General features: G+C 72.2%; 18 protein-coding genes, 1 tRNA gene and 1 pseudogene. 9 read left to right on the top strand and 11 right to left on the bottom strand.

Annotated elements, in window-relative coordinates:
* Nucleotides 1-10 precede the first annotated feature (10 nt).
* Entirely contained in the window at nucleotides 11-811 is an 801-nt protein-coding gene (locus QF030_RS18220) for an ABC transporter ATP-binding protein (protein WP_307163727.1), read from the bottom strand.
* Between the two features lie 391 nt (nucleotides 812-1,202).
* Between QF030_RS18220 and QF030_RS18215 the strand changes: the two genes are divergently transcribed.
* From QF030_RS18215 to QF030_RS18205, 3 genes are all read left to right on the top strand, one after another.
* Nucleotides 1,203-1,286 (top strand) — tRNA-Leu (locus tag QF030_RS18215).
* Nucleotides 1,287-1,482: 196 nt separating this feature from the next.
* Nucleotides 1,483-2,658: a 4-hydroxybenzoate 3-monooxygenase gene (locus QF030_RS18210; protein ID WP_307163726.1), complete on the top strand. Its 1,176-nt coding sequence runs from the start codon at nucleotides 1,483-1,485 to the stop codon at nucleotides 2,656-2,658.
* 232 nt (nucleotides 2,659-2,890) lie between these two features.
* Nucleotides 2,891-3,784 carry a Bax inhibitor-1/YccA family protein gene (locus tag QF030_RS18205; RefSeq protein WP_307163725.1) on the top strand — a complete coding sequence of 298 codons (894 nt, stop codon included), beginning with the start codon at nucleotides 2,891-2,893 and terminating at the stop codon, nucleotides 3,782-3,784.
* A gap of 126 nt (nucleotides 3,785-3,910) precedes the next feature.
* Here the strand turns inward: QF030_RS18205 and QF030_RS18200 are convergent, their stop codons facing one another.
* Complete coding sequence (locus QF030_RS18200) at nucleotides 3,911-4,138, bottom strand: DUF4287 domain-containing protein (RefSeq protein WP_020128488.1); 228 nt, start codon at nucleotides 4,136-4,138, stop codon at nucleotides 3,911-3,913.
* A 104-nt stretch (nucleotides 4,139-4,242) separates the two neighbouring features.
* Here QF030_RS18200 and QF030_RS18195 point away from each other — a divergent pair, with 104 nt between their 5' ends.
* Entirely contained in the window at nucleotides 4,243-4,554 is a 312-nt protein-coding gene (locus QF030_RS18195; protein ID WP_307163724.1) for a hypothetical protein, read from the top strand.
* A 21-nt stretch (nucleotides 4,555-4,575) separates the two neighbouring features.
* On the opposite strand, the gene QF030_RS18190 is transcribed toward QF030_RS18195, so the two are convergent.
* The 3 genes from QF030_RS18190 to QF030_RS18180 all read right to left on the bottom strand — a co-directional run bounded on the left by QF030_RS18190 (nucleotide 4,576) and on the right by QF030_RS18180 (nucleotide 8,582).
* Nucleotides 4,576-5,385 (bottom strand): hypothetical protein, encoded by an 810-nt coding sequence (locus QF030_RS18190; RefSeq protein WP_307163723.1) that lies wholly within the window; start codon nucleotides 5,383-5,385, stop codon nucleotides 4,576-4,578.
* A 297-nt stretch (nucleotides 5,386-5,682) separates the two neighbouring features.
* Complete coding sequence (locus QF030_RS18185; RefSeq protein ID WP_307163722.1) at nucleotides 5,683-6,903, bottom strand: acetyl-CoA C-acetyltransferase; 1,221 nt, start codon at nucleotides 6,901-6,903, stop codon at nucleotides 5,683-5,685.
* Nucleotides 6,904-7,544: 641 nt separating this feature from the next.
* A complete protein-coding gene (locus tag QF030_RS18180; RefSeq protein ID WP_307163721.1) occupies nucleotides 7,545-8,582 on the bottom strand; it encodes an SGNH/GDSL hydrolase family protein in 1,038 nt (345 codons plus the stop codon).
* Nucleotides 8,583-8,743: 161 nt separating this feature from the next.
* Between QF030_RS18180 and QF030_RS18175 the strand changes: the two genes are divergently transcribed.
* Complete coding sequence (locus tag QF030_RS18175; RefSeq protein ID WP_307163720.1) at nucleotides 8,744-10,132, top strand: cystathionine beta-synthase; 1,389 nt, start codon at nucleotides 8,744-8,746, stop codon at nucleotides 10,130-10,132.
* A 414-nt stretch (nucleotides 10,133-10,546) separates the two neighbouring features.
* On the opposite strand, the gene QF030_RS18170 is transcribed toward QF030_RS18175, so the two are convergent.
* Entirely contained in the window at nucleotides 10,547-11,383 is an 837-nt protein-coding gene (locus QF030_RS18170; protein ID WP_307163719.1) for a helix-turn-helix transcriptional regulator, read from the bottom strand.
* Between the two features lie 146 nt (nucleotides 11,384-11,529).
* On the opposite strand from QF030_RS18170, the gene QF030_RS18165 reads away from it, so the two are divergent.
* Complete coding sequence (locus tag QF030_RS18165) at nucleotides 11,530-12,303, top strand: SDR family oxidoreductase (protein WP_307163718.1); 774 nt, start codon at nucleotides 11,530-11,532, stop codon at nucleotides 12,301-12,303.
* Nucleotides 12,304-12,327: 24 nt separating this feature from the next.
* Here the strand turns inward: QF030_RS18165 and QF030_RS18160 are convergent, their stop codons facing one another.
* A complete protein-coding gene (locus QF030_RS18160) occupies nucleotides 12,328-12,753 on the bottom strand; it encodes a hypothetical protein (protein WP_307167611.1) in 426 nt (141 codons plus the stop codon).
* A 555-nt stretch (nucleotides 12,754-13,308) separates the two neighbouring features.
* On the opposite strand from QF030_RS18160, the pseudogene QF030_RS18155 reads away from it, so the two are divergent.
* The 3 genes and pseudogenes from QF030_RS18155 to QF030_RS18145 form a co-directional block, all read left to right on the top strand.
* Nucleotides 13,309-13,621 (top strand): annotated as a pseudogene (locus QF030_RS18155) (histidine ammonia-lyase); the annotation flags it as partial.
* Nucleotides 13,618-14,583 carry a MurR/RpiR family transcriptional regulator gene (locus QF030_RS18150; RefSeq protein WP_307163717.1) on the top strand — a complete coding sequence of 322 codons (966 nt, stop codon included), beginning with the start codon at nucleotides 13,618-13,620 and terminating at the stop codon, nucleotides 14,581-14,583. The pseudogene QF030_RS18155 and the gene QF030_RS18150, both read left to right, overlap by 4 nt.
* Nucleotides 14,584-14,693: 110 nt before the next feature.
* Nucleotides 14,694-15,278, top strand: coding sequence for a hypothetical protein (locus tag QF030_RS18145; protein WP_307163716.1), 585 nt, complete (start codon nucleotides 14,694-14,696; stop codon nucleotides 15,276-15,278).
* Between the two features lie 44 nt (nucleotides 15,279-15,322).
* On the opposite strand, the gene QF030_RS18140 is transcribed toward QF030_RS18145, so the two are convergent.
* The 4 genes from QF030_RS18140 to QF030_RS18125 are packed head-to-tail and all read right to left on the bottom strand — an operon-like array spanning nucleotide 15,323 to nucleotide 17,633.
* Complete coding sequence (locus QF030_RS18140; protein WP_307163715.1) at nucleotides 15,323-15,697, bottom strand: hypothetical protein; 375 nt, start codon at nucleotides 15,695-15,697, stop codon at nucleotides 15,323-15,325.
* A 22-nt stretch (nucleotides 15,698-15,719) separates the two neighbouring features.
* Entirely contained in the window at nucleotides 15,720-16,250 is a 531-nt protein-coding gene (locus tag QF030_RS18135) for a roadblock/LC7 domain-containing protein (protein ID WP_307163714.1), read from the bottom strand.
* Between the two features lie 34 nt (nucleotides 16,251-16,284).
* Complete coding sequence (locus QF030_RS18130) at nucleotides 16,285-17,208, bottom strand: transcriptional regulator (RefSeq protein WP_307163713.1); 924 nt, start codon at nucleotides 17,206-17,208, stop codon at nucleotides 16,285-16,287.
* Entirely contained in the window at nucleotides 17,205-17,633 is a 429-nt protein-coding gene (locus QF030_RS18125) for a hypothetical protein (protein ID WP_307163712.1), read from the bottom strand. Before QF030_RS18125 ends, QF030_RS18130 begins: the two co-directional genes overlap by 4 nt.
* Between the last annotated feature and the right edge of the window lie 384 nt (nucleotides 17,634-18,017).

The raw sequence follows: 18,017 nt of genomic DNA, 5'->3' as shown, positions 1-18,017 counted from the left end.
CGGTGGGGGATCAGCTGGTGCGGCCCTTGGCGTCGGACTCGGGGGTCCGGGGGTTTCCCCCGGAGAGACGCAGCATGCGGTCCAGCACCGAGTCCGCCGTCGGCCCGTACACCTCGTCGACGATCCGCCCGTCCGCCAGGAAGATCACCCGGTCCGCGTAGGCCGCCGCCACCGGGTCGTGGGTCACCATCACCACCGTCTGCCCCAGTTCCCGCACCGAGTTGCGCAGGAAGCCCAGTACCTCGGCGCCCGAACGCGAGTCGAGGTTTCCGGTCGGCTCGTCACCGAAGACGATGTCCGGTCGGGAGGCGAGGGCGCGGGCGACGGCGACCCGCTGCTGCTGACCGCCGGAGAGCTGCGAGGGCCGGTGACGCAGCCGGTCGGCGAGCCCCACCATCCGGATGACCTTTTCCAGCCACTCCTTGTCGGGCTTACGGCCCGCGATGTCCATCGGGAGGGTGATGTTCTCGATCGCCGTCAGCGTCGGCAGCAGGTTGAACGCCTGGAAGATGAACCCGATCTTGTCCCGGCGCAGCTTGGTGAGCTGCTTGTCCTTCAGCGTGCCGAGTTCGGTGTCGCCGATGCGCACCGAGCCGGAGGAGAAGCTGTCGAGGCCCGCCACACAGTGCATCAGCGTGGACTTGCCGGAGCCGGAGGGTCCCATGATCGCGGTGAACTCGGCCTGCCGGAAGTCGACCGAGACCCGGTCCAGAGCGACCACCTGGGTCTCGCCCTGTCCGTAGATCTTCGACAGGTCCGTGGCGCGTGCGGCCACCGTGGTGGTCCGGTCGGCGAGGGGGCTGGTGGTCACGGGCGGGGCTCCTGACGGGACGACGGCATGTCTGGGGGATGTGCACCATCGTCCTGGCCGCCGACGGCCGTGTAGTCACCCGCTGTTCCGGTTCCGAAGGCAGCCTCGGGTCGGACGGTGGACCGCTGTGTCATACCTGGGGATGACGCCCGTCCCTGAGAGCCGGATCGTCAAGAACCGGTGGAGCAACCTCGTTCGGACGGTGAAATTCCGTCATTCCGCATACACGAGCGGTTGCCAGGCGCGAGGCTACTGGCACGTGCGGATGGCCAGTTCCAGGTGCTGATGCACCCTCAGACGTCAATAAAATAAGACAACATCGGTCCGCTGTTCCGCTGTTCGAGGGACGGATCCCGATAGGGTCGGAAGCTCAAGCGGAGCCCTCAGGCCTGCCCAGATGGTGGAATGCAGACACGGCGAGCTTAAACCTCGCTGCCCCTTCGCGGGCGTGCCGGTTCAAGTCCGGCTCTGGGCACTTCCGACGTCTCGCCGATCGCTGCATCCTCCATCGAGACTTTGACCGCGGTGACGGCCGGCTCCCTTCAGGTCTCGACGAGAACCTCCCGGCGTATCGCCGCATCGACCGTTGACACCCGGTGGACGGGGGCGCAGACTCACGTCCCAAGGCAGTGAAGAAAACTTCACTGTGCGAACAGTGAAGGGATCGCGCGATGCGCACCACCGTCGGCATCGTCGGCGCCGGCCCCGCCGGCCTCCTCCTCGCCCGTCTGCTGCACAACGCCGGTATCGACTCCGTCGTGCTGGAGAGCCGCGACCGCGCCCATGTCGAGCAGCGCCAGCGCGCCGGGATCCTGGAGCAGGGCACGGTGGACGTGCTGCGCGCGGCCGGCGCCGGGGAGCGCATGGACCGCGCGGGCTTGCGCCACGACGGCATAGAGCTGCGCTTCGACAGGCGGCGTCACCGCGTCGACTTCCCCGCCCTCACCGGCGGCCGGTCCGTGACGGTCTACGCGCAGACCGAGGTGTGCAAGGACCTCATCGCCCTCCAGCTCGAGGACGGCGGCCCGCTGCTGTTCGAGGCGGAGGCGCTGGCCGTCGAGGGCGCCGAGACCGACCACCCGCGGGTCCGCTTCCGCCACGAGGGCGTCGAGGACGTCCTGGAGTGCGACTACGTGGTGGGCTGCGACGGCTTCTGGGGCATCGCCCGGCAGGCGATACCGCAGGAGCTGACCCGCGTCTTCGAGCGGACGTACCCGTTCGGCTGGCTCGGCATCCTCGCCGACGTGCCGCCCTCGCACGACGAGCTCGTCTACGCCCGCCACGACCGCGGCTTCGCGCTGCTGTCCATGCGCTCCCCGTCCGTCTCCCGTCTCTACCTCCAGGTGCCCGAGGGCACGGACGCGCAGGCATGGGCGGACGAGGAGATCTGGGACGAGCTGGAGCGCCGCTTCGAGACCGACGACGACTGGAAGCTGGAGCGCGGGGCGATCACCCAGAAGTCGGTCACCCCCATGCGCTCCTACGTGCACGAGCCCATGCGGCACGGCCGGCTCTTCCTCGCCGGGGACGCGGCCCACATCGTGCCGCCGACCGGGGCGAAGGGGCTGAACCTCGCCGTCGGGGACGTCGTCACCTTCGCGCGGGCCCTGGCACATCGCAGGGAGACGGGGTCCACCGCTCTCCTGGACGCCTACTCCGCGACCTGTCTGCGGCGCGTGTGGCAGGCCGAGCGGTTCTCGTACGACATGACCACCCTCCTGCATCGCGCCCCCGACGCCACCTCCTTCGAGGACCGTCTCCAGCTGGCCCGTCTGGAGCGGATCGCCTCCTCCCGCGCCGCCGAGACCGACCTGGCCGAGGCGTACACCGGGTTCCCGTTCGGGTGACCGGACAACGCGTTCCTTCGGGGCCCGTCCGGGGCCGTCCGGTCTCCGCGCGATACCGGCCGTGTCGCGGCTTGGTCATGAATACCTCCCTCCTGTGCCGGGAATCACGACGCCACGTAGCGTGTTGGCCAGCAGCAAGAGGGAAAGATCCTCCCCAAGCACTAGGGTCAATCCTTTGCCTACCCATTACCCTTGAGCTCAAGGCCGCGCAGTGTGGCCACGGAGGAGTGCAATGAGGAGCAGAAACCCGGTCTTCTCGCGACGGGGGTTCAGCCGCGACAACGGCTACGCGGGCTTCAACGCCGCGCCGCAGGCCGGGGGACCCGCAGTCGGCACGCAGCAGGGCAACCCCTACGCCCAGCAGGCCGGCAACCCGTACGCGCAGAACCCTTACGCCCAGCAGGACCTTCAGTACGGCGCCCCGCCGCAGGCCCCGGCCGCCACCGGCCGCATGACCATGGACGACGTCGTCGCGCGCACCGCGACCACGCTCGGCCTGGTGGTCCTCACGGCGGTGCTGTCCTGGGTGCTGCTGCCCGTCGACGAGGCCAACCTCGGCAAGTCGTACGGCATCGCCATCGGCGCCGGCCTGGTCGCCATGGTGCTGGCCCTGGTGCAGTCGTTCAAGCGCCGCGCGGCCCCCGCGCTGATCCTGTCGTACGCCGCCCTCGAGGGCGTCTTCCTCGGCGTGATCTCCAGCGCGGTCTCCACGTACATCGCGGACGGCGTCGTCGCCCAGGCCGTGATGGGCACCATGGCGGTCTTCGCCGGTGTGCTCGTGGCGTACAAGGCGGGCTGGATCCGCGTCAACCGGCGCTTCTACGGCTTCGTGATGGCCGCCGCGCTCGGCTTCGTCCTTCTGATGGCCGTGAACCTGCTGTTCACCGTCTTCGGCGGCGGTGACGGCCTCGGCTTCCGCAGCGGTCCGCTCGGCATCGTGTTCGGTGTCATCGGCATCCTGCTCGGCGCCTGCTTCCTCGCCCTGGACTTCAAGCAGGTCGAGGACGGCATCGCGTACGGCGCCCCGCGCGAGGAGGCCTGGCTCGCCGCCTTCGGCCTCACGCTGACGCTGGTCTGGATCTACATGGAGTTCCTGCGACTCCTGTCGATCCTCAACAGCGACTGAGCGACCGAGCGACCGAGCGACCACGAGCGGCCGGGTCGACCGCACACCGGTCGGACGGTGAGAAGGGCCCCGGGATCACATCCCGGGGCCCTTCTCCGTGTCCGTGGGCGGTGTGTCGCGTGCGCGCTAGAGGAGTTTGCGCGCGGCCCTCCTCAGGTCGTACTCGTGGATGATCGCCTTGGCATGGCCGTACGCGAGGTTGTGCTCGGCGCGCAGCCAGCTGACCTTCTCCTCGAAGCGGAGAGCGGGGCCTTCGTCGACGGTGCGCAGCCAGTCGGCGACTTCACGACCGGTGCAATGGGGGATGCGGGCCAGTATGTTGCGGTGGGTCTCCTCGGAGAGGACATGGGACATCGGCGCCTCCGGTAGCAAAGGGGATGTAAGCCGGTCCTTCAGGTCACCGTGCCTGAGTGTTCGCCCGTTGGCAACAGTCCCGGTGCGACGCGTAGTCTCGCGCCGTGGCTGATACGACGTCCCTCACCCGTGCGGTGGACCACTTCGCCGATCGTCTGCGTGCCGCTCCGCAGAGCCGCCTCCAAAGAGGCGCGGCCGCGGAGGCGCTGGCGCTCGCCAGGGAGTTGGCCCGGCGCACGCAGCTCATCGAGGACCCGGGATCGCCGCCCCGCGAGATGCCGGACGCCGGTATGTTCGCCGCCGCCGACCAAATCACCGTCGCGGCGCACGACTTGGCCCTCGTGCTCACGGACGAGGGCCAGATCCGAGAAGCTGTGGAACTGGTGGCGCAGGCGCAGAAGCGGGCGGGCGTGTGAGGCAGGTGAGGCCTGTGAGCCTCACAGGCTCGCTATGACCCGGTCGGCGAGGATGTAGACGTTCTCCGCGCCGCACTGGAACGTCAGCGTGTACGCGCCCGAGATGCCCGAGCCGCCCAGCAGGAACGGGGTCTCGCCCGCGGTGAGGGCCGCGGCGAGGCGCTCCGCCGTCTCGCGGTGGCCGGGGGTCATGCACAGGGTGGTGCCGTCGGCGAAGACGTAGACGTCCAGGGTGCCGAGAGGGCCCGGGCGGACATCGGTCAGTTCGATCTGCGACGCGGCCAGTTCCTCGAGCGTCGCCACCGTGCGCTCGTGGTCGTTCACGAGCGGTGACTGGACCGGTACGAAGTCGGGGTGGGACGGGTGGCGGCGGCGGGCGGCGGCCAGTTCGGCGGAGTCCCCGGCGAACTCGTCGGCGTCCGCGGACGGCTCGCTCACCGACTCCAGGGGCTCCAGGCCCACGAAGTCGGTCTGCCGGGGCAGGAACAGCTCGCTGTCCGGGAGGCCCAGCAGAGTGGGCGCGTCGGAGGCGTCACGGGCCTCCTGGGCGGCCCAGAAGGCGCGGGCCTCGGCCAGCTCCCGCTCCCGCTCCTCCGCGAGCGCCTCGGCGACGGCGGCGCGTATCTCGGACGCGTCCGCCGTACTACGGGCGGCCGGGACGAAGCCGCGCAGTTCGGCGGCGGTCTCCTCGGCGTTCCTGGCGTCCTTGGCGAGCTGGGTGTGCAGGGCGGCGACCTGCCGGCGCAACTGCAGAAGGGTGCGCAGGACGGCGACGCCCACGGCGCCCGTGGCGGCCGTGGTGACCAGCAAGGCGATCGGCATGGCGCTCACTGACGTACTCCCGGTTCAAAGTCGACCCCCGACTTCCTACATCAGCTTGAAGGGCGGACTATCCAGCTGTCAGTGCGTAACGTCACGAAACGGGCAGGACTTTGGGCCTGGGGTTTGGTGCAGAAAGGCGCTGAGCTGCGTAAATCCCTCCGGGGAGGGAGATAGGTCACATCCTGGGGGAGATTGGATCACAGAACGGCCCGGAATCCAGGGGCTTTCCGGACTCCGGGCCGATCCGTCACGGGGCGTGCGGGGGCAGTTACTCAGGGGCCTTGCCCAGGGCCCCGGTTCGGGCGATCAGCTCAGGCGCTCGATGACCATCGCCATGCCCTGGCCGCCGCCGACGCACATCGTCTCCAGGCCGAACTGCTTGTCGTGGAACTGAAGGGAGTTGATCAGCGTGCCGGTGATGCGGGCGCCCGTCATGCCGAAGGGGTGACCGACGGCGATGGCGCCGCCGTTGACGTTCAGCTTGTCCAGGTCGATGCCGAGCTCGCGGTAGGAGGGGATCACCTGGGCGGCGAACGCCTCGTTGATCTCGACCAGATCGATGTCGTCGATGGTGAGGCCGGCCCGGCGCAGCGCCTGCTTGCTCGCCTCGACCGGGCCCAGGCCCATGATCTCGGGGGACAGGCCGGAGACGCCGGTCGACACGATGCGGGCGAGCGGGGTGAGGCCGAGCTCGCGGGCCTTGGTGTCGCTCATGACGACGACCGCGGCGGCACCGTCGTTCAGCGGGCAGCAGTTGGCGGCGGTGACCAGACCGTCGGGGCGGAAGACCGGCTTCAGGCCCTGGACGCCCTCCAGTGTGACGCCGGCGCGCGGGCCGTCGTCCTTGCTGACGACGGTGCCGTCGGGGAGCGTGACCGGGGTGATCTCCCGCTCCCAGAAGCCGTTCTTGATGGCTTCCTCGGCGAGGTTCTGGGAGCGGACGCCGAACTCGTCCATGTCCTGACGGGTGACGCCCTTGATGCGGGCGAGGTTCTCGGCGGTCTGGCCCATCGCGATGTACGCGTCCGGGACGAGGCCGTCCTCGCGCGGGTCGTGCCAGGTGGTGCCCTCCTGCGCGGCGACGGCCGCGGTGCGGGCCTCCGCCTCGGCGAAGAACGGGTTGCGGGTGTCCGGCAGGCTGTCGGAGTTGCCCTTGGCGAACCGGGAGACCGTCTCGACGCCGGCCGAGATGAAGACGTCGCCCTCGCCGGCCTTGATGGCGTGCAGGGCCATCCGGCTGGTCTGCAGGGACGAGGAACAGTAGCGGGTGATCGTGCAGCCGGGGAGGTGGTCCATCCCCATCTGCACCGCCACGATGCGGCCGAGGTTGTTGCCCTGCTCGCCGCCGGGCAGGCCGCAGCCGAGCATCAGGTCGTCGATGTCCCTCGGATCCAGCTCGGGGACCTTGGCGAGGGCGGCCTGGATGATCGTGGCGGTGAGGTCGTCCGGGCGCAGGTCCTTCAGGGAGCCCTTGAATGCGCGGCCGATGGGTGAGCGGGCGGTCGAGACGATGACTGCTTCGGGCATCACGGCTCCATTGGCGAGGGGGTTCGTACGGGCACGGCTGTCTGGGAAGTTACCCGTACGTATGGGCTGGGTCACGGGGGCGGCGGTGTGACTCTGACCGCAATTTACTAAGCGCTTGCTTTGGTCTTCGGTGGTGGGCCGGGAAATCTGCGGGTGGTTCCGCGTGCGGGCCCTGGGGACCGGCCCCTGGGGCTGCGCCTCCAGACCCCAGATCGGCCCTGAAGGGGCCTCGTCCTCAAACGCCGGACGGGCTGAGAAGCGGACTCCCGGGGCGGGTTGGACGGCCGGGTCCCCCGGGCGGGTTCGAAGGGCAGGCCCCGGGCGGGTCGAAGGCCGGGTCCCGGACGGGCTGGAACGCAGGGCCCCGGGCGGGTAGAAAGGCCGGGTCCCGGGCGGGTTCGAACGCCGGGCCCCGGGCGGGTCGAAGGCCGGGTCCCGGGCGGGCTGGAACGCCGGGCCCCGGGCGGGTTCGAAGGGCAGGCCCCGGGCGGGCTGGAACGCCGGGCCCCGGGCGGTCGTGTAGGCGGATTCCGGCCGGGTTGGATGGGCGGTCTCCGGAGGGTCCGGTGGGCCGGGCCGGTGGGCCGGACCCCCGGGCGGCCGGTGCGCCGGGGCCCCGGGTGGGTCGGTGGGTCGGTGGGTCAGACTCCCGATGTGCTGGGGCGGGATGTCGGCTCCGATTCCGTCACCCGCCGCCTCCGGCGGCGCTTCAGGAGGGCCCAGGGGCCTCGGGGGCCCGTCGGCATCGCGGCTGTCACCTCTGTGCCGGCCTCCGAGGCCGCCTCCGCCGCTGCTCGGGCCACCGGCAGGAAACCCTCGCGGCGGGAGACGTCCGGGCGTTCCTCGTCCGCCGGCCAGAGGCCGAGGGCCGCGCAGACCGTGGGCAGGACCGCCATGGCCGCCGTCGCGTACCCCTCCGCCGAGGGGTGGTAGTGGTCGGGGCCGAACAGCTCGCGCGGGTTGGCCTCGAACTCGGGGCCCAGCAGGTCGCCCAAGGAGACCGTGCGGCCGCCCTGCTCGACGGCGCCGATCGTCTGGGCGGCCGCCAGCTGGCGTGAGGCCCGGCGGGCCAGCCAGCGCAGCGGCTGCTGGACCGGCTCGATCGTGCCCAGGTCGGGACAGGTGCCGACGACGACCTCGGCGCCGGCCGTGCGCAGCCGTCGTACCGCCGAGGACAGATGGCGGACCGAGCGGGTGGGCGGCATCCGGTGGGTCACGTCGTTCGCGCCGATCATGATCACGCAGACGTCGGGCACCTGGTCGGAGTCCGACAGGATCAGCGCGACCTGGCGGTCCAGGTCGTCGGACTGGGCGCCCGGGAGCGCCACGTTGCGCAGTTCCACGGGACGCTCGGCGACCGCCGCCAGGCCGGAGGCCAGCAGGGCGCCCGGGGTCTGTCCCGAGCGGTGCACGCCCTGGCCGGCCGCGGTGGAGTCGCCCAGCATCGTCAGGCGCAGGGGTTCCTTGCCGGGACCCGGCGCGTCGTAGGCGAGGCCGTAGCGGCCCTCCGCCTGGGGGACGTGCGGATGCGCCCCGTTGTTCACCTGGCGCCGCGCCAGATGGACCTCCGCCACCACCAGCCCTACGGCCGCCGCCCCGGCCAGGCCGATGCCGCCGCCGCCATAGGCCGCGCCGGCCGCGATGCGCCGGGCCACTCTCGCCCTCGACATGCTCGTCATGCCTCGACGCCACCTCCTCGTGTCCGTACACCCACTCCTTGCCCCGTACGCACCGTCGCCCAATCTCAACCGGGAGTGAACGTGCCGACCCGGCCGCCGCCCGGGCCGTACCCTGGCGTAACCACTACGACCACTGTTTTTGCAAGCAACCGGAGACAACGGTGCAATTCCACGACTCGATGATCAGCCTCGTCGGCAACACCCCGCTGGTGAAGCTCAACAGCGTGACCAAGGGCATCCGGGCGACCGTCCTGGCCAAGGTGGAGTACTTCAACCCGGGCGGATCCGTGAAGGACCGCATCGCCCTGCGCATGATCGAGGCGGCCGAGAAGAGCGGGGAGCTCCGGCCGGGCGGCACGATCGTCGAGCCGACCAGCGGAAACACCGGGGTCGGCCTGGCCATCGTGGCGCAGCAGAAGGGGTACAAGTGCATCTTCGTGTGCCCCGACAAGGTGAGCACCGACAAGATCAACGTACTGCGGGCGTACGGCGCCGAGGTCGTGGTGTGCCCCACCGCCGTGGACCCCGAGCACCCGGACTCCTACTACAACGTCTCCGACCGGCTGGTGCGGGAGACGCCGGGCGCGTGGAAGCCGGACCAGTACTCCAACCCGCACAACCCGCTCTCCCACTACCACTCCACCGGCCCTGAGCTGTGGGAGCAGACGGACGGACGGATCACCCACTTCGTCACCGGCGTCGGCACCGGCGGCACCATCTCCGGCACCGGCCGCTACCTGAAGGACGCGAGCGAGGGCCGCGTCCAGGTCGTCGGCGCCGACCCCGAGGGGTCCGTGTACTCCGGTGGGTCCGGGCGGCCGTACCTGGTCGAGGGCGTCGGTGAGGACTTCTGGCCGAGCGCCTACGACCGGACCGTCGCCGACGAGATCGTCCCGGTGTCCGACAAGGACTCCTTCCAGATGACCCGGCGGCTCGCGAAGGAGGAAGGACTGCTCGTCGGCGGCTCCTGCGGGATGGCCGTCGTGGCCGCCCTGCGCGTCGCCGAGCGGCTCGGCCCGGACGACGTCGTGGTCGTCCTGCTGCCCGACAGCGGTCGCGGCTACCTCTCGAAGATCTTCAACGACGAGTGGATGGCCGACTACGGCTTCCTCGAGGACGAGGGTCCCAGCGCGCGGGTCGCCGACGTCCTCAACGACAAGGTGCACGGCGCCATCCCGTCCCTCGTCCACATGCACCCGGACGAGACCGTCGGCCAGGCCATCGAGGTGCTGCGCGAGTACGGCGTCTCCCAGATGCCGATCGTCAAGCCCGGCGCCGGTCACCCGGACGTCATGGCCGCCGAGGTCGTCGGGTCGGTCGTGGAGCGGGAGCTGCTGGACGCGCTGTTCACCCAGCGGGCCTCCCTGGACGACCCACTGGAGAAGCACATGTCCGCCCCGCTGCCGCAGGTCGGCTCCGGTGAGCCGGTCGGCGACCTGATGTCCGTGCTCGGCACCGCGGACGCGGCGATCGTCCTCGTCGAGGGCAAGCCCACCGGGGTCGTCAGCCGTCAGGACCTGCTGGCCTTCCTGGCCAAGGGCGGGAAGTGACTTTCCGGGGGCAGGGGGAGAAACCCCGGGGAAACCTCCGGTGAACGGCCTCCGCGGGCGCTGAACTTCCGTTTGCCTACCGAAATGGTGGACTTCGCGGAAGTGGTACGAGGGTGTCACGTCGACGCAGCACTCGGTTAACACGCGTCCGGCATATTTATGGGTGTCGGCAGGGCGGGAGCGGCTCCCCGCCCCACCGGCACCGAAACGGCGTCACGGACCTCCGGAGCGGCTCCCGGACCTTCCACCGACGCCATGGACGCGCAAGCCCGGCCTGACCCGGCCCGCGTCCCTCGCGGGGACCGCCGTCGTCCCGCCCCCCGGCAACGGGGGTGCGGCGGTCCCCGCGCAAGCTTCCGCTCCTGGGGGGCCTGTCCGACGGACAGGCCCCCCAGGTCGCGTCCGGCACAGGACCTAGGACGACGTCTGCACCGGTGTCGCCTTCCAGCTGGCCAGCAGCCGCAGCCGCTCCTCCGTCTCGGAGCCCGCGTCCGGCGTGTAGACCAGCAGGTTCTGGTCCGCGTCCGCCGCGACCGCCAGCGTCTCGTAGGGGAACGTCAGCAGGCCCGCGACCGGGTGCCGGATCCGCTTCACCCCGTACGCGCACTCCCGGACCGGGTGATCGGCCCACAGGCGGCGGAAGTGGTCGCTCTTCAGCGAGAGTTCCCCGACCAGGGCGGTCAGCCGGCGGTCGTCCTGGTGATGGCCCGCCAGCATCCGCAGATGCGCGACGCACTGGACGGCCACCGCGGACCAGTCCGGATAGAAGTCGTGGGAGGCGGGGTCGAGGAAGACGTGCCGCGGGATGCTGCGGCCCGCGGGCCCGGTGCGGCCGTAGCCGAAGACGGCGTCGGCGAGCGCGTTCCACGCCAGCACGTCCATCCGCTGGTCCAGCACGAAGGCCGGGGTGCGTTCCATGCTGTCGAGCAGCGACTGGACGCCGGCGCGGACGCGGGGCGCGGCCGGCCGCCCGGCCTGCTTGCGCGGGCGGGCGACGGCGTGCAGATAGGCCTGCTCCGTGTCGTCCAGGCGCAGGACGCGCGCCACCGCGCCGAGGACCGCGTCGCTGACGCTCGGGCCCCTGCCCTGCTCCAGGCGGATGTAGTAGTCGACGCTCACTCCGGCGAGCTGCGCCACCTCCTCGCGTCGCAGCCCGGGTACGCGCCGGCGCCCGTGCGAGGGCAGTCCGACCTCCTCCGGCTGGATGCGGGCGCGGCGCGAGCGCAGAAAGTCTCCAAGGTCCCCGTCCATGCGTTCGATGGTAGGGGAGGGGCGAGCCGCGAACCTGGTACTGGCAGACCCAGGAAAAGCGCATCCCTGGGTAGCGCGGCCGCGGACGGCCAGGGTGGAGCGAGCCGCCGGGGAACCGCCCCGGCCCGCCTTCCCAGGAGCAACAGATGTCGCACGAGACGCCGTACACGAGCCTGGCCGGCCGCACCGCCGTCGTCACCGGAGCCGCCAGCGGGATCGGTGAGGCGGTGGCCCTGCTGCTCGCCGCCTCGGGTGCCCGGGTCACGCTGCTGGCCCGGCGCGGGGACCGGCTGGAGTCGGTCGTGGAGAAGATCCGCGCGGACGGGGGCGACGCCCTGGCCGTCGTCGCCGACGTCACCGACGACGCGTCCGTGGACGCGGCGGCCGCCAGGATCCGCGAGGCCTACGGGAACGTCGATCTGGTCGTCAACAACGCCGGCGTCATGCTGCCGAACCCCGTCGACGACGGCCGGATCGACGAGTGGCGGCGGATGCTCGACACCAACGTCACCGGGGTGCTGCGGGTGATCCGCGCCTTCACCGCGGACCTGGTGGACGCCGCCGCCGGGGGACGGGCCGCGGACCTGGTCAACGTCTCGTCCATCGCCGCGCACGTCGCGTTCCCGAACTACGGGGTGTACGGCGCCACCAAGGCGGCCGTCACCTATCTCTCCCAGGCCCTGCGCATCGAGTTCGGACCGCGTGACGTGCGGGTGACCAACGTGGAGCCCGGGCTGACCGAGACCGAACTGGCCACGCACCTCGACAACGCCGAGCTGGCCGGGCAGCTGGACGGCATGTTCGACCACATCGGCGGCCTGTCCGCAGCCGAGGTCGCCGACGTCGTCGCCTACGCCACCAGCCGCCCGCGGCACGTCAACCTGCGCCAGATCATGGTGCTGCCGACCCGCCAGGCGTGAACCCCGGGCCCCCGGGCTGCCCGGTCACTCCTCCCAGTCGCTGTCCTTCGAGGAGCGGCGGCGGGTGCCGAAGAGGCCGGGGTGGGAGCGGGCGGCCTGGACCGCGTTGACGCCGACGATGCCCACCCAGGAGACGATCAGGCCGGGCAGGTGCGCGGTGCCCGCGCCGATCGCGGACAGCGGGACCGCCAGCACCAGCGAGACGATGCCGAAGCCGAACCGCTCGCCCCACGAGTCCGTCGCCCTGGGCGAGCGGGCGTCCCGGGCCGCCACCATCTGCTGCTCCGCGAACTGCCGCCGCACCCGGCGCTCCACGACGCCGTCGATGCGCTGGTCGACCTTCTCCAGGAACGAGTCCACCAGCGCGGACTCGTACTCCTCGCCCAGCTCCCTGCGGGTCGCCAGGGTGGCGTCGAGTTCCTTCTTCAGGTCCGCGTCGCGCGCTTCCATGGTGGTCTCCCATCCCGTCATGGAGACCAGGCTAGGGAGCGGGAACGCCCCCCGCACTGGGGTTAGCCCCCCTGTCCGGCGTCGGGTTCGCGGGAGGCGGGCGCCGGAGCGGCCGGGTGCGGGGAACCCGAACTCACGCCGTACACCTCCCTCGGAGCGAGCCGGATCGTGAGCTGTCCCTTGCCCGGCTGTATAACGTCATGCAGAGTTCTCGGTAGATGAATAGCCTGTCAACGGTCCGGTGGTGATCCGAGGCAACGGACGACGGACCGGCAGGCGGGATCGCGTGTCCGGATCGATGGGAGTTCGTGGCCTTATGGCGTCTCGGACGGTGGAGGACCCTGCGGGGACGGGCTCCGGTCCCGTCGTCCTCGGCGGGACCGCTCCCGGCGTCGCGGACGTCGCGCGGCCCGCCGACCGGGCCGCCCGCCCGGTCCCCCGCACCGGGGCGACGCAGCGGATGACCGGGTCCTGGGTCGCCGCCCGGCAGAACGCCGCCGCCGGTCGCGTCCACGGCCGCGCCACCGGAGTCGGCGCCGGCCGGAACGAGGACGCTCGCCCGGCCACGCTGTACTCTCCCGGGGCGTCGGGGAACAGGCCGGTTTCGCCTCGCCCGCCGCCCGGCAGACACTGCGTGCCTGTGCCGCGTACCGTCTCGTCGTCGGCTGCCGGACCCGTCGCCGCCGTACGGGCGCCGCGCCGGCGCCTGCCGCGGTCAGGACCGGGACTTCCGGCGGGCCGGGCGCTGGAGCCGGCCGAAGCGGTGCTCGACGCGGAACAGGCCGGCCGGCCGCTCACGGACGACGTACGGGCGGCGGCCGGGCTGCTGGGCCGGTTCACGGACATCTGGAGGGGGAGCGGGGCATGAGCGCGGAGACGGAGACCGGTGGGGCGGTGCCGGGAGTGCCGGGCCGAGGAGCGGCGGCAGGTCCGGGAGTACCGGGTCCGGGGGCATCGGGTCCGGGGGCACCGGGCGCGGCACCGGGGGCCGGTGTGCCGGACAGTCCCGCCGCTCGGCTGCAGGCGCTCTTCGAGGTGCACCGGCTGACGCCGACGCAGCGGCGCATCGCGCACAGCATGGTGCGGCGCGCCGCCGACGTGCCGTTCCTGTCCAGCGTGGAGCTGGCCGAGCTCGCGGGCGTCAGCCAGCCGTCGGTGACCCGCTTCGCGGTCGCCCTCGGCTTCGACGGCTACCCCGCCCTGCGCAAGCACCTGCGCGAGGTCGCCCCCGCCGAGCGGACGGCCGGCCCGGTCTCCCGCAACGAGTACCAGCAGGCCGTCGAGGCCGAGATCGAGAACCTGAAGCACCTCGCCGAACTGCTCGCCGATCCCCGCCCGGTGCAGCGGGCGGGCCGGCTGCTGGCGGCCTCCCGCCCGCTCCCCGTGCTCGGACTGCGGGCCGCCGCCTCCCAGGCGTACGGGTTCGCGTACTTCGCCGCCAAGGTCCATCCGGACGTACGGCTGCTGAACGAGGGCGGCACGATGATCCATGACCGGATCGACGCCGCCGTCCGGGCGGGTGCCTCGGCCCTGCTCTGCTTCGCGCTGCCCCGGCATCCGCGTGAGGTCGTCGACACCCTCGCCTATGCCCGGGAGGCGGGGCTGAGTGTGGTGACCGTCGCCGACTCCGCGTTCGCGCCGGTCGCCAAGGTCTCCGACCTGCTGCTGCCGGCCGCCGTCGGCACCGGCCTCGCCTTCGACACGGCGTGCGCGCCGATGCTGCTCGGACGGGTACTGCTGGAGGCGATGTGCGACGACCTGCCCGACGCCCAGGCCCGGCTCGAGGAGTTCGACGCGCGGGCGGCGGCGCGGGGGCTCTTCGTGGAGTAGCCGCCGCTTGCGGAAGGCGCGCCTTTCCGGTGGTTCTCTCAGACTCGTCTCACGTTCGCTCACTAGTCTGAACGGTCACGAGACTGTGCCGGACAGAGCAGGAGGCGGACGTGGCGCGCGGAGGGCAGGGGCTGGCTCGGGTGGCCGTCGTCGTACGGGCCGGGGCCGCGCCGTTGTGGTGGTGCGGAGTGTTCGCGGCGGGGGTCGGGGTCCTGGTACCCGGCCTCACCGGACGGCGGATCGGGGTGCTGTCCGGGGCCGCGCTGTTCATCGTCGCCGTCGCCGTGGTGGCGTGGCGCGGCCGTCGGCGGCTCCTCGACCTCGGGCGCGGCGCCGCCCGGGCCGGCAAGCACGACGTGCTTCAGGACCGGGCGGTGACCGTGCGCACCTGGCGGCGGGGTCACCGCTGGTGGCTGCTGCTCGCCTTCGTGGCCGCGCTCGGCAGCTCCTTCGCGGTGCCCGCGGCCGCCGGACTGCTGCTCGCCGGCTGGGGGACGGGACTGCGGCTGAAGGCCGCCTGGCTGGGGCGGCGCGAGCAGGCCGACGACGCTCTGCTGTGGGTACGCGTGGACTGGCTGGACCGGCGCGGCGGACGCCCGGCGGGCAAGGCCGTCAAGGCGTACCGCAGCACCGGCATCGCGGCGGGCGACGCGGCCCCGGGCGGGTCCCGCCGCCGCACCGCGGCGCTGGTCTAGGCACGGAACCGGTCCGGCCGGACTCTCCGGTCGGACCGGACCGGCTAGACCTCGAGGTCCTCCTCGATCCTCTTCAACTGGTGGCGCGCCATCGCCAGATTGGCCCGCTTGGCGTCCAGGACCAGGTACATGAAGAGGCCGTTGCCGCCGCGGCCGCTGATCAGCCGGATCAGGTGGTACTGGTCGTTCAGCGTGATCAGGATGTCCTCGATCTGGCCTTTGAGCCCGAGGTGCTCCATGGTGCGCATCTTGGCGCGCACCACGTCGGTGTTCCCGGCGGCGGCGACGTTCAGGTCGAAGGTCTTGCTGCCGCCCAACGTGCCCAGCGCCATGCCGCTGGTGTAGTCGACGAGCGCCACTCCGGTCGCGCCCTCGATCGAGGCGAGACACTCTTTCAGTGTGGTTTCGGTGTTGGCCATGACAGTGCTCCTCGGTTCCTTCTCAACTTTCCGTGGTGGTGCGCGCGTTGGTGGTCGCCGATCCGCGCGCCGATCTGGTCCGTACGACGGGTGGTTTGGCGGGCGTCCGTACGGGCGCCTTCGCGGGTGTCCTCGCCGGCGCCGGGGGTGGCGCGGCGGCCTTCGCCTCCCGCGCCTTCGCCTCCCACGCGTCGACGAGCTCCCCGATGCGGGCCCCGGCCCGGCGGCCCTCCAGATGCAGCCGGCCGACGTTGACGCGGTCCTGCGCGAGCAGGGTCAGCACGGCGCTCTCGCCGGCCGCGTAGGTCGCGACGTAGCCGTGGACGCCGCGCACGAGCAGCTCGCGGAAGTCGCCCTGGCCGGTGGTGTCCGCCATCCGCATCGCGACGCCGAGGGCGGCGGCGGTCAGCGCGGCCACCACCTCCGGTTCCACGCCGGGTGTGTCGTGGGCGAGGACGAGACCGTCCACGCCGGCCGTCAGGGCCCCGGTCAACTGGGGCACCCGGGCCCGCAGTCGCCGGAGTTCGTCGAGTATCTCGGGCTCGGACACCATCAGCTCGCTCCTCTCGGCGCGCGGTCGCTGCCGTTCAAAGGGCCTCCAGCGCATCCCTGAGCCTCTTCAGCAAGGTGATGTCGGGGTCGTTGACACGGGGCAGGGCGATGCCCGGTGGCGGGTCGGGTTCCGGGGTGGGGGCGGCGGGACTCACGGCCGGATCTGCGGCCGACCGGGAGGGGAGCGGGGGCGCGCCCGGCGGCGCGCGGTGCGGCCGGGGTGGCGGGAAGAGGGCGGTCAGCAGGCCCGCCGCCGCCAGCCGCCGGACGTCCACCAGGGTGTGGAAGGCCTGTCGGCCCAGCTCCCGGGCTATGTCCGGCGCGGTGCGTACGCCGTCCACCGACGCCAGCACCGCGCTCTGCCGGGCGGTCGGCGCGGGCGCCGCGACGGTCTCGGCCCGCCGCAGCGGCGCCCCGTCGGTCAGCGGGTCGGGCCACAGCCGGTGCAGCAGTTCGCGCCGGCGCAGCGTCTCGCGCTCGACCGCTTCGACCGGGACCGGCAGGAGCGGGCCCAGCCAGTGCCCGGCGCCGTAGTGGAAGCGGCCCGGGGTGCTGCTGGGGGTGAGCGCGAAGTACGCCGCGTCGTACACCGCCTCCAGATGGCACAGTTCCAGCGCGCCGCGCGGGACGCGACCGGCGTCGAGCAGCAGCCGGGCGACGCCGTACTCCTCGTCGGCCCGGTCCACCGCGTCCTGCCAGACGTCGGGGGAGAGGGTGCCGTGGGCCAGGAGGAGCACGTCGAGGCCCGGGGCGAGGGGGCTCTCGGCGTGCACCACACGGCCCTCGGCGAGGTAGAGCGAGCCGCGCTCGCGTTCCAGGACACCGGTCGCCCGTTCGGCCGCGAGCCGGGTCAGCATCGGCGACAGTCCGCTGCCGCGCTCCCGGGCCGCCGACTTCTCCCGCACGGGCAGCCGGGGCGGCGGGGTCGTCCCCTGCGGGGGCGTTCTCACCGCGGTCACCCCAGCACCAGCCGTCCGGCCATCTCGCCCAGCCGGATCCGGGCCAGCGCGAGGTTGCCGTCCGGACGGGACAGCCACACGTGCAGGAACACGCTGCTGTCGAAGGACGTCGGTACGAAGCGGAGCACGTGATAGCTGTCCCGGTTGCTGATGATCAGGTCCTCGACCGGGGGTTCGGCGGCCCCGCCCCCGCTTCCTCGCTCGTCCTGACCGCCGTGGTCGTCGTAGCCGTCGGGGGCGAACGCCCGCTGCTCGGCCGTGAGCCGGGCCACCTCGGCCGCCTCGGCGGCCGCCGCCTCGTGGTCGCCGCCGGGGAACTCCCCGACCGCCCCCAGGGCCAGCCCGCTCGTCCAGTCGACCAGCGCGGCCCCCCGGGCACCGGGCAGCCGCATGGCCTCCAGGAGACACTCGTCGATTCCGGGCACCGTTGGGCTCCCCTCCCGCCTTCGGTTCGGCTGAGTGAGGAAGAAGCTACGCAACGTAGGCGCCGAGGAGTGAGTGTTCTGGCATTTTCCAGCGGAACATGCGGCGGGGTGGCTAACGTGGGTCGACTGACCGCGCTTCGGGCCGAATCGGGGCCCCGTGCGCCGCCTCTTCACCGTTCAACACCGGTCCACCGGCGCGCGTCAACGGCGCGCGTGCCACCGCGGGGTGGTGAATGCGAAGACGCGCGCCCCCACGCCTGCCTGCGCCCCACGCCTGCCTGCGTCCGCCGCCTTCGCGGCCGTGGCCTTCCGTGCCCCGCCGCCCCCGCGCGCCGTGGCCGCCCGGTCGCCGCCTCCGCGTGCCGTCGTCCCGGATGACCTGGC

Source organism: Streptomyces rishiriensis (assembly GCF_030815485.1).
Classification (GTDB): Bacteria; Actinomycetota; Actinomycetes; order Streptomycetales; family Streptomycetaceae; genus Streptomyces; species Streptomyces rishiriensis_A.
This window is presented reverse-complemented; position numbering and strand designations above follow the sequence as displayed.

Bases quoted from the DNA above. Each gene is read 5' to 3' on its own strand.
- QF030_RS18210 (WP_307163726.1), top strand. From the start codon at position 1,483: ATGCGCACCACCGTCGGCATCGTCGGCGCCGGCCCCGCCGGCCTCCTC.
- QF030_RS18140 (WP_307163715.1), bottom strand. From the start codon at position 15,697: ATGGCCAACACCGAAACCACACTGAAAGAGTGTCTCGCCTCGATCGAG.
- QF030_RS18150 (WP_307163717.1), top strand. From the start codon at position 13,618: ATGAGCGCGGAGACGGAGACCGGTGGGGCGGTGCCGGGAGTGCCGGGC.
- QF030_RS18135 (WP_307163714.1), bottom strand. From the start codon at position 16,250: ATGGTGTCCGAGCCCGAGATACTCGACGAACTCCGGCGACTGCGGGCC.
- QF030_RS18170 (WP_307163719.1), bottom strand. From the start codon at position 11,383: ATGGACGGGGACCTTGGAGACTTTCTGCGCTCGCGCCGCGCCCGCATC.
- QF030_RS18165 (WP_307163718.1), top strand. From the start codon at position 11,530: ATGTCGCACGAGACGCCGTACACGAGCCTGGCCGGCCGCACCGCCGTC.
- QF030_RS18200 (WP_020128488.1), bottom strand. From the start codon at position 4,138: ATGTCCCATGTCCTCTCCGAGGAGACCCACCGCAACATACTGGCCCGC.
- QF030_RS18185 (WP_307163722.1), bottom strand. From the start codon at position 6,903: ATGCCCGAAGCAGTCATCGTCTCGACCGCCCGCTCACCCATCGGCCGC.
- QF030_RS18180 (WP_307163721.1), bottom strand. From the start codon at position 8,582: ATGACGAGCATGTCGAGGGCGAGAGTGGCCCGGCGCATCGCGGCCGGC.
- QF030_RS18205 (WP_307163725.1), top strand. From the start codon at position 2,891: ATGAGGAGCAGAAACCCGGTCTTCTCGCGACGGGGGTTCAGCCGCGAC.
- QF030_RS18160 (WP_307167611.1), bottom strand. From the start codon at position 12,753: ATGGAAGCGCGCGACGCGGACCTGAAGAAGGAACTCGACGCCACCCTG.